We start from the raw sequence: 9,989 nt of genomic DNA, 5'->3' as shown, positions 1-9,989 counted from the left end.
GGACTGCAAGTCCGCCTACCTGCTGTCGTGGAAGCTGGCGCTGAAGGCCAACGCGCTCTATCGCGATGGCTCGAAGCTGTCGCAGCCGCTCAACTCGCAGCTCATCTCTGATGAGGACGAGGACGAGGATGGCATCGAGGCCCTGATGGAGAAGCCGATGGCGGCCCGCACCGCCGCGATCTCCGAGAAGGTGGTCGAGCGTCTGGTCGAGCGCATCGTCGTCATGCGCGAGCGTGAGAAGATGCCGGATCGCCGCAAGGGCTACACCCAGAAGGCCGTGGTCGGTGGCCACAAGGTCTATCTGCGCACCGGCGAATATGATGACGGCCGCCTCGGCGAGATCTTCATCGACATGCACAAGGAAGGCGCGGCGCTCCGCTCCTTCATCAACAACTTCGCCATCGCCGTCTCGCTGGGCCTCCAGTATGGCGTGCCGCTGGAAGAATATGTCGACGCCTTCACCTTCACCCGCTTCGAACCCGCGGGCCCGGTGCAGGGCAACGACAGCATCAAGTTCGCGACCTCGATCCTCGACTACGTGTTCCGCGAACTCGCGGTCTCCTACATGTCGCGTTTCGACCTCGGCCATGTCGACCTCTCCGAAACCGGCTTCGATGCGCTGGGCAAGGGCGAGGAAGAAGGCAAGGCGCCGGATGAAGCGAGCAAATATGTCTCGCGCGGCCTGACCCGTTCGCGCACCGACAATCTCGTCGTCATGCGCGGCGGCGCCACCGCCGTCGCCTCCCCGGCCGACAACGCCCCGGCAGGCGGCAACCGCGTCACCGCCTTCGCCGGCGGCCATGCGGAAGGCGCCGTGGCGCTGAAGACCGCGGAGCCGACGGTGGCCCTGTCGCCGACCGAGAAGCTCGAGGCGCAGGCCTGGAGCAAGCCCGGCACGGCGGCAGCGACCGCTGCTCCGACCAAGGCCGAGCGCCGCGCGGAAGCCAAGGCCAAGGGCTATGAAGGCGACATGTGCGGAGAGTGCTCGAACTTCACGCTGGTGCGGAATGGCACGTGTATGAAGTGTGATACTTGCGGCAGCACGACGGGCTGCAGCTGATAGCAACGTTCCCGTGTGGGGTCGGACAAAGTTGTCCATCCCACGCACTTCGGTGTCCATTTTTAACAGTCTGCCATGTCCATCGCAGACTGGCACAAAAAAGGCCCCGCCATCGCTGGCGGGGCCTTTTGCTATTCGATCGCTCGATACTGGATCGGCGGCCTCAACACCTGAGGAGGTCGGTCGACTGAGCTCGCGCCCCTGATTCCCGCGTCTGGTCGCGTTGCGGATGATGGCAAAACAGATCTCGGAGCGTTTACGCCCCGTTTCCGCACCTTGGATTTGCGATTTATGAACGCCGGCAAGTAACGCTCGACGAGACGGCGCACCGTCTTCTCATGAATTCCGACCGCCTCGGCAATCGCCGTCAGAGGCTGCCGCGATACCTCGTTCTCGATGAACCGCACCAGTCGGTGCGTCATGCGCAGCGTGCCGTCCATTTCGGGCAGCGGCTGCAACGAAGTCCCCAGGCAGGATGCGCATCGGTAGCGGCGGCGTGTCACCTCGATGCGGACAGCCATGCCATCCTCCGCGGGGAGGTCTCGAAAGGCGGTGACCTTTCTGCCATGAGCCCGGAGCGCGGTCCGGTCTCCGCATGTCGGGCAACGCTCGGGATCCTTGCCGTACCGCGCCGCGATCACGACCAGGCGCCGGCTCGACCGCGTGCGAATGGCCTTGTCATCAATATGCCAATCAGGAAAGTCGAACGATTCCGCCACCATCGGCCTCCGGGATGTCGGCGGCCAAGATCAGATATTCGGCTTATCGTGTTGCTACCGAACCTTAGCCGAAGCTGCTAAATCCCCGAGAACGCTTAAGGATTGGAGATCGCATCGATTAAAATCGATTCGGCTTTTCGTGTGGGACATGGTCTCCCTGGCAATGCCCGTCTCGTGGATGAAAGCGATCATTTTGGCGAGAAGCCCGGCGGCTCGTCCGGTGCATCCGATTTGTGCCGTTCGGTCCGGGCTCGCTCCGCGGCCTCACGGAGGATGATGGAGAATTCCATCGTCTCTTCAGGAAGCGGGCCTCGCGTTCCCAGAGCCCGCCCTAGCGCCGTCCGGACCTGCGACAAGCCGAGATAGTGAGCTTTCTGCGCGGGATCCATCACAGCGTAGGCGGCCCCCGTCAGCGCTCTCAGAACCTCGACCTCGATGGAAGGATTGGAGCCCGCTGTGTCCAGGAGCACGTCCGCATCGACCCCGGCTACGTTTGGCCCGAGTCCGTTAGCGGCGACGCGAAACATCTCCATGACCATCCGACTGCTGACGGGATCCGGCGGGTCGGCCAATGGACGCAGGCGGTCAGCCTGGTCGACTAGATCTCCACCCTTGAGGTCGCGCGCAGCGATGCGGAGATCGACCTCCCTCCCGAGGCCGGACGGCAGATTGCCGGTCTCAAGCCATTCCTTCCTGACCGAATAGGCCGCCGCGTACGCCAGGAGGAAGCGATCGGAGATCTTCTCCTCGCCCTTTTCGTGTCGCCGAATGAGATCGAAGGCGATTCCGAACCTGGTGCGGTGTCTCACGGTGGCCGAGAAGTCGCGCATCGTCGCGGCGAACCGCACCCGTGCTCCCATGTCCACCCTGCCCCGCTCCAGGGGCGTCAGACCCGGTCTAACTCTGACTTCCTTGTTACGGTGGCGTTCCAGAGCGGCCCTTCTGCGATTATTCGACGTCTCCAGCTTGTTCAGGCGCCGCTCATCGAACCCGCGCTCCTGCAGCAAAGTCTCCGGATCGACGCCGAATGCCGCGGCGAAGATCCCGGCAAACTTCGGTGTTATGCGCGTAAGGCCTTCTTCCATTTCCCAGTATGCGGACCGGTCCCAGCCGTGATGGTTCGCGGCTTCGTCCGCAGTGAGAAAGCCCGAACGCAGGCGTGCTTCTTCCAGAAGCGCCGCGTTTTCGAGGTTGCCACCGACATTGGCCATCCGAATTTCCTTTCGGACGCCATCCGACTCCGGATTGCTGCAAGGCGCAACGTGCGCCCGTCGGAAGTTGGAGATCGCCGTTCCTCTGCCTAAGTTCGAGGGACCGAGGGTGAAGCATGCGTCTCACAAAAGAGGACATCAGCTCGATCAAGGCATGCGCGGAGAAGCACTTCGGCGCAAATTGCGTCGTGCGGCTGTTCGGCTCGCGCGTCGACGACACCCGTCGCGGCGGCGATGTCGATCTTCACATCGAGGTCGAGGACGATGCACTCGCGACACTCAGTCGCAAGATCGACTACCTTTGCGACCTCGAAAAGGAAATTGGAGAACGGCGGGTGGATCTGCTGCTCGAAGGGCCGTCCCGCAAAAACGGCTACATCGATGCCGTTGCCCGCGAGACCGGAGTGCAGCTGTGAGCTCCGCATCAAGATCCTACTACTGGGTGCGGAAGGAGGCCCTGCTTCGGACATTCCGCGACAGACCATCGCTTCAGCCGAACGCGACGATCTCGCGCACGCTATCGAGGCGAGTCGCTAAAGGATTTTGCAACCTATCGGTATCAAGATGAGAGACGTGCTTAGGCGGTCAGCCTGCGCGCAGGAGACTTCTTCTTCGTGACGCTGGCCCGGCTTCCGGTGCTTGCGTTCCGCAACAGCCGAACCTTTTCCGGATCAACGACCAAGCGGGTTCCGACAATACGATGAAGCTTGCCGAGCTCGCGAATGATTGAATCCAGATCGCTGAACAGATCAGGGGCGTGTTTATGCGCTCGCTTGGTCATCTGTCCCCCGACTCTCTCGTCGCCATGCTCAATCCTAGTGTTCCGTAATTAGCGGATGCTTAATGCAAAACACAACTGCACCAATTGAGTTTCCAGAGCTCATTTTCGCCATCGCGGGTCCCATCGGTATCGACACCGACGCGATCCAGGCCGCCCTTACCGCGGCACTCCTCGAGGTCGATTACGCGTCGGTTCCCATCAAGCTGAGCGCCGAGATGGAGAAGATGCCCATGAAGTTCAGGGCGAAACCATCCGATTCTTTGAAGCTCTACCACTGGAAAATCGAGTTCGCGAACGCACTGCGACGAAAATACGTCGGAACCGACGTGCTGGCGAGAATCGCGATCCAAGCGGTTCGCAAGAAGGCACTCTCCCACACCAAGACGCGCACGAGAGGTCCTACGACCAAACGCGCGTACCTCATCAGTCAGTTGAAGACACCTGAAGAAGTCGAACTTCTGCGCAAGGTTTACGGTCGTCAGTTCATCCTTGTCTCGGCTTACGCGTCCGAGGTGGACCGACGTGCCTGCCTCGTCCAGAAGCTCCGCACGCAGGTCTCCACGAAGACCACCGAAGCCCAGCTGCAGTTCGAAGCCAATAAGTTGATGGAGCGCGACGCCAGCGAGAGCGACAAGTTCGGGCAGCAACTGCGCGACACCTTCCACCGCGGTGACGTCTTCGTCGACGGCCTCGATCCGAAGCGGATGGAAGAAACCATCGACCGCTTCATCCAGGCATTCTTCGGGCGAAACGACATCACGCCGACAAAGGACGAGTACGGGATGTACATCGCCAAGAGCGCGTCCCTCCGGTCCGCCGATCTCTCGCGCCAGGTCGGCGCCGCAGTGTTCAGCAAAAGCGGCGAGATCATCGTCCAGGGATGCAACGAGGTGCCGAAGGCCCACGGCGGGACTTACTGGGATCTCGAAGAGCCGGATCATCGCGACATCAAGAAGGGCCACGACCCGAACGAACAGAGCCGCAAGGAAATACTCAGAGACCTGTTCGAGCGCCTTCGCAACGCCAAGATGCTGTCTCAGACGGCCATCAACATCGGCAGCGATGCCAAGATCGTCCAGAGGCTGACGTCGAAATCGTCCAAGGGCATCCTGACGAATGCCCGCATCATGGACCTCACCGAGTACGGCCGCATCGTGCACGCCGAGATGTCGGCGGTCTGCGATGCCGCCCGGCTCGGCAAATCCGTGAAGGACGGAATCCTCTACTGCACGACTTTCCCATGCCACAACTGTACCAAGCACCTGTTGGCGTCCGGATTGGACAAGGTCGTCTTCCTCGAACCCTATCCGAAAAGTCAGGCCAAGGCGCTGCATGGCGACGAGATCGAGATCGAAACCGAAAATCAGCCGGAAAAGGTCTCCTTCGTGCCCTTTCTCGGGATTTCCCCCCTGCGGTACCGAGACATTTTCGCGAAGGGCAAGCGGAAGGACGGGTCCGGAAACTCGCAACGCTGGTACGCCGGCAAACCGAAGCCGATGCTGGACGTAGTATTCCCAGCGTATTTCCAGACTGAGTTGTGGGCTCTCAACCCCCTTATCGAGAAACTGGCCGTACAGAATGCGGCGGCTCCCAATGGATCCAAGCGCTCCGCGAAGAAAGCCAGAAAGAGACGGCCCGGTGGGTAACCGGTTGGTCCGATCGGAATGATCAGTCGTGCACATGGGCGTCACCAAACCTCTGTGTCCAATATAGAACAAATACAGAACAAAACAACAGCTACCCAGCAAATTCTCTGTCAAATTCAAAAAGATGGGGAGACCTTCGACCTGTTCCAAAGTCTGGATTCAGGCGCGGACTGAAAGGCGATACCTTCCGGCGGTACAACTTTTCCGCCCGGCGATCTAGGCCGGCCAATGGACCGCTACATGACCTATCGGCTGGGCAAACGCGCAATTTCGCAATTCATCAGGTCTGACTGCCGTCGGCGGCTTCGGCTCGATCTCTATAAATCTGACAGCGACCGTCTGGCCGCGAAGGGTCCGAAGCGCGATACGCATAGGCCCGGGTTCGCGCTCCTGACCCAGGCCGGCCGCTCCCATGAGCGTCAGAAGTTCAACGAGCTCGCGAAAGTTCTGCCCGGACTGGTTATTCACGGCGAAACAAAGCCCTTCGAGGAAGGCGAGGAACTCGCCTTCGGCAAGACCATGTTGGCCGATCACCTGGGTTCTATGACCAGCGGCCAGTTGGTCATCGAAGGCGAATACACCGTCACCGCCAGTTTCATCGAAGCTCACGGGCTCGAGGATTTGACGGGAGGCCGGGCTTTCAGCGGCTCGACCGTGCTGGAGCTGTCGTCAATCCGGCCCGACATCTTGCAGGTGACGCCTCCTGAGACGGCACCGCGCCGCGCGATCCGCGTGGACGGCGGCATCGACAGCGTCACCGATGGACGCCTCGGGCTCAAGATCATCGATATCAAAATTTCTGGCGAGGCATCGCCGGCGCACTTCGCCGAGCTCGCCTACTACGGCATGACGCTCGCCGGCTGGCTGATCGACCACGGCTTCGACGACCGCTTCTTCGTCCTTGCCGAAGCCGCGGTCTGGCCCGGCAAACACGATGCTTCGGAGATCGAAATCCAGCTGCGGAAGGACCGGAAGGAGCACATCACTGTTCCGGAGCCGGCAAAATATCTCGCGGCACTCGCCCGCGACCTGGAGCACATGCCCCCGGAAGTCGTGCTGGGTCGTATCTGTCGGTTCCTGCGTCACGACCTGCGGCAGGTATTGCTTGAGCCGTCGTGGCGGGATCTGCCGTGGCACGTCGATAGCCGCTGCTCGGGCTGCGACTATCTGGGTTACAAATGGTCGACGGAGGAGGATGCGGAAGCCGGCATCGCGACCGAACCGACTCGTTCGGCCCGGGAGGAACGGCCGTACTGTTGGACTATGGCCAAGGACAAAGGCCATCCAAGCCGCGTTGCCGGTCTCACCGAAGGAGCTCACGGCAAGCTGCGGGAGCGCGGCATCGACAGCGTTCAGGCGCTTTCTGAGGCGTCAGCGGGAAATCCGGTCTTCGAGACCCATCAGGCTTTGAGAGCGAAACGCACGGTTCTGGTCGCCCGCGGGAAGGCCATGATCGGCGCCCTCCCCGCCGACATTCCGGATCGCGCCGGGACATCGGCAGTGCTCCCCAGCTTCTCGGACATCCGTGTATTCATCTCGGCAGACTTCGACGTCGGCAGCGGCCTCACCTTTGCCTTAGGTTCACTGCTGGTCTACGGCGTACCAAATGCGCCCAGAGCTCCCGGAAAGTCGTATGGGCGTGAGCGGAAGCAAAAGGACCGCTCGATGCTGGTCACCGAGCGCTCGGTCGATGCCGAAGGCAAGATCCTAGGGGAATGGCTGAAGCATCTCGTCCAGGACGTCATGCTCGCCCGGCAGGAGACACTGGCCGGGTACAGGCTCTTCGATCAGAAGAAGAAGGACGTCTCGATTCAGTTCTATGTCTGGGACCGGCTCGTCTTCAACCATCTGTGCCGGATCATGGGTCGCCACCTCGACGTCGTGCACGCGCCCGTCGCCGTCGGTGACACCGACTTCAGTCCTGCGTCCTGGCTTTTTCCCGCCGACACGGTGCTGGAAGATGCACGCTTTACCAGCGTCTCCTCCCCGCTAACAGTCGTGTCCGAAATAGTGAACAGCCTCGTCGCCTCCACCGTACCGCACCACTATGGCCTGGTGAACCTGGCCAACGATATGGACGCCGACCGGCGCGTCCGCGACGGCAAGCCGCCGTGGAAGTTCAACGTCAACAAGTTCTACCTCGACCCGTTGTCCGACCAGATCCCTTCCGAGCGCGGGAGCGAGGTCTGGGAGCGCAAATCACCATTCAAGTCGCAGGACTACCAGTGGCACCAGCGCCAGGTGCTCAACGTCGTCAAATCGAAGCTTTCCGCACTCGAATGGGTCGTCCGGGGTCTAAACCGGCGCCTGAGGGACAGCCTGAGCTCGGAGGCGCCGAACGTCGGCAACGTCTTCTCGCCGATCGACGCGTTGACCGGCGTCGGGTTCGACGGTCAGCTCATCTATCAGCACACCCGCCTCATGAACGCCTCTCAGCAGCTTGAAAACGACCTGTTGATGGCCATGCCACCCCACGAACGTGAGGCGCGTTACGACAGCGCCCGGGTCCAGCGTACCTTGATCGGCGACGAGCGCATCGAATGTCTGCGGACATACGGTCTTCAGAACCGAGTCGGCGAACGCAGGGTGTTCGTTTTCGAATTGCGCGATGCCTCGAAGGAGGCACGGTTCAAGGAGAACGACTACCTCGTCTCGTTCTTCCCTGAAGATCTCTTGGCGCAGGTCCAGCATCAGACCGTCGCTTCGTTCAAGCGGGACTACCCCGCCCTCGAGCAGCGCGTTCCGACCGCCGACTGGGACTTCAACAAGCCGCTGCGCGGCGAACTCCGAGCCAACGTCCTGAGGTTCGACCGGGCCAACCGCCGGCTCATCATCGAGGCATCGCGCCTTCTGGACGAAATCGTCGCGCTCGGCATCGCGTCCTTCGACTTCGACGCCAAAGGCCGTTTCGGCATTCTCGACAAGGTCGTCACCGACTTCTTCTCCCGCCGTCTGAAGATCGCGTTGTCCGGAAAGTCGGGAGCGGCCGGGATCCGCAATCCTCCGCTCGCTATCAGCCGACCGCTCTTCACAGCCCGCATCGCCAACATCGCTTCGAAGAAACCCCGTGCCACGCCCAGCGTACCTGCAGAGGACTTTATCTGGAACGCGGACGTCGCGGCAGCGAGCCCGACCGGCGCAGATTCCGCGACGGTGATGGCGATCGTCCGCCAGATCAACCCGAACATCACGCCCAAGCAGCTCAGCGCGATCGAACGATCGGTAGAGCGCCATCTGGCGATCTGGTGGGGCCCCCCGGGCACCGGGAAGAGCGCTACGGCGCAATCGTATCTGGCGGCCATCCTGAAGGCCGCTGCCGGCGCCGGCGCCGGGGTCCGCATCGCCATCACGGCGGTCACGTGGGTGGCGATCGATCACGTCGCCAGGAAGCTGCCCGCCCTGCTGAAGCAGCTCGGGATCGAAAAGGAAGTGCTTCTCGTCAGGCTAACCGCGAGCGCCGACGTTTCAACTGGCGTGGCACCGGAGCTGCGCGAGCATCTTCTATCGATGGCGGATCTATCTCAGGAGGACAATCTGCAACTGGAAGCGGCGTTGGCTGCCGGCGATCGGTTGGTGGTAGTGGCGAGCACCGTGGATCAGATGGCCAAGCTCGGAGGCGGCAACGGGGTCGCTTCGCTGTTCGACGTGATGCTGATCGACGAGGCTTCGCAGGCGGACGTCGCTCATGCCATCGTTGCATTCACGAAACTGGCGCCCGGCGCGCGCGTCACGGTCGTCGGCGACGATCTGCAGATGGCGCCGGTCCACCCGATCGAGGCCCCCGTCGGCGCCGAGCATATCGTCGGCTCGATCTTCGACTTCTACCGCAACTATCGGAAGAAGAGCGTCGTGGATACCGGCATCGAGCGGGTCATGCTCGACCGCAGCTTCCGGTCCAATGCCGAGATCATCGATTTCGTGAAACTGGCCGGCTATCCGGAGTTGCATGCCAGTCTGCAAAGCGCAGACCTGCGCTTCGCGACCGAAAATACGCTTTCCGCGAGCGCGCCGAAAGGCTGGCACTCCGAAGTGCCATGGTCTGCATCCTATGCGTCCATTCTCGATCCCGCCGCTCCTCTCGTAGCCCTGATCCACAACGCCGGGCGCAGCAGGCCGCAGTGTTCGAGAGGCTTTCGGTTGCCCTCGCCGATCGGGTCGACGCCAACGAGATCTTCGCGGCCGTGGACACGGTCGAGCGCTTTCAGGGGCAGGAGAAGGCGGTGATGATCGCCAGCTTCGGACTCGGCGACAAGGACCAGATCGCGGCGGAGGAGGTCTTCCTTTTCAGCCTGAACCGCTTCAATGTCACCGCGTCCCGGGCAAAGGCCAAGTTCATCGCCATCATGAGCCGGCGCATGGTTGATCATCTGCCTTCGGACAAGGTAGCGCTCCATCAATCTCGGTTGCTGAAGCATTTCGTGGATGGCTTCTTGCAGCGGAGCGAAACAGTATCGATGCCGGGCTTCGACGATTGCGAGTTGCGAAAGAGATGACCGGCCTGCCTTCTGCTCCCACTCTGCTCGTCCGAGGCGATCTCCAGGTCGTCGCGCTCGCGCGCCTCGCGCAACGGGA

At 61.6% G+C, this 9,989-nt stretch carries 7 protein-coding genes and 1 pseudogene; 5 read left to right on the top strand and 3 right to left on the bottom strand.

The genetic code is table 11. The features are described from left to right. Positions 1 to 1,060: pseudogene (locus ACIQ17_RS25620) on the top strand (vitamin B12-dependent ribonucleotide reductase); the annotation flags it as partial. 131 nt (positions 1,061 to 1,191) lie between these two features. Here ACIQ17_RS25620 and ACIQ17_RS25615 read toward each other — a convergent pair. Both ACIQ17_RS25615 and ACIQ17_RS25610 read right to left on the bottom strand, forming a co-directional pair. Next, a complete protein-coding gene (locus ACIQ17_RS25615; protein ID WP_398472091.1) occupies positions 1,192 to 1,779 on the bottom strand; it encodes a transposase family protein in 588 nt (195 codons plus the stop codon). A 188-nt stretch (positions 1,780 to 1,967) separates the two neighbouring features. Beyond that, entirely contained in the window at positions 1,968 to 2,990 is a 1,023-nt protein-coding gene (locus ACIQ17_RS25610) for a helix-turn-helix domain-containing protein (RefSeq protein WP_398472090.1), read from the bottom strand. A 116-nt stretch (positions 2,991 to 3,106) separates the two neighbouring features. On the opposite strand from ACIQ17_RS25610, the gene ACIQ17_RS25605 reads away from it, so the two are divergent. Next, on the top strand, positions 3,107 to 3,406 hold the full coding sequence (locus ACIQ17_RS25605; RefSeq protein WP_398472088.1) for a nucleotidyltransferase domain-containing protein: 300 nt from the start codon (positions 3,107 to 3,109) through the stop codon (positions 3,404 to 3,406). 161 nt (positions 3,407 to 3,567) lie between these two features. Here ACIQ17_RS25605 and ACIQ17_RS25600 read toward each other — a convergent pair whose 3' ends face one another. Beyond that, complete coding sequence (locus tag ACIQ17_RS25600; RefSeq protein ID WP_398472086.1) at positions 3,568 to 3,771, bottom strand: hypothetical protein; 204 nt, start codon at positions 3,769 to 3,771, stop codon at positions 3,568 to 3,570. 62 nt (positions 3,772 to 3,833) lie between these two features. Here ACIQ17_RS25600 and ACIQ17_RS25595 point away from each other — a divergent pair, with 62 nt between their 5' ends. The 3 genes from ACIQ17_RS25595 to ACIQ17_RS25585 all read left to right on the top strand — a co-directional run bounded on the left by ACIQ17_RS25595 (position 3,834) and on the right by ACIQ17_RS25585 (position 9,910). After that, complete coding sequence (locus ACIQ17_RS25595; protein WP_398472085.1) at positions 3,834 to 5,417, top strand: anti-phage dCTP deaminase; 1,584 nt, start codon at positions 3,834 to 3,836, stop codon at positions 5,415 to 5,417. A 240-nt stretch (positions 5,418 to 5,657) separates the two neighbouring features. Continuing rightward, positions 5,658 to 9,641, top strand: a complete 3,984-nt coding sequence (locus tag ACIQ17_RS25590; protein ID WP_398472084.1) for an AAA domain-containing protein — start codon at positions 5,658 to 5,660, stop codon at positions 9,639 to 9,641. Continuing rightward, complete coding sequence (locus ACIQ17_RS25585; protein WP_398472082.1) at positions 9,599 to 9,910, top strand: AAA domain-containing protein; 312 nt, start codon at positions 9,599 to 9,601, stop codon at positions 9,908 to 9,910. Before ACIQ17_RS25590 ends, ACIQ17_RS25585 begins: the two co-directional genes overlap by 43 nt. Positions 9,911 to 9,989: the final 79 nt, after the last annotated feature.

The sequence above is a fragment of the Tardiphaga sp. genome (assembly GCF_044340795.1).
GTDB lineage: Bacteria > Pseudomonadota > Alphaproteobacteria > Rhizobiales > Xanthobacteraceae > Tardiphaga.
Note: the sequence above shows the minus strand (reverse complement) of the source record. Positions and strands in the feature narration are given on the sequence as shown.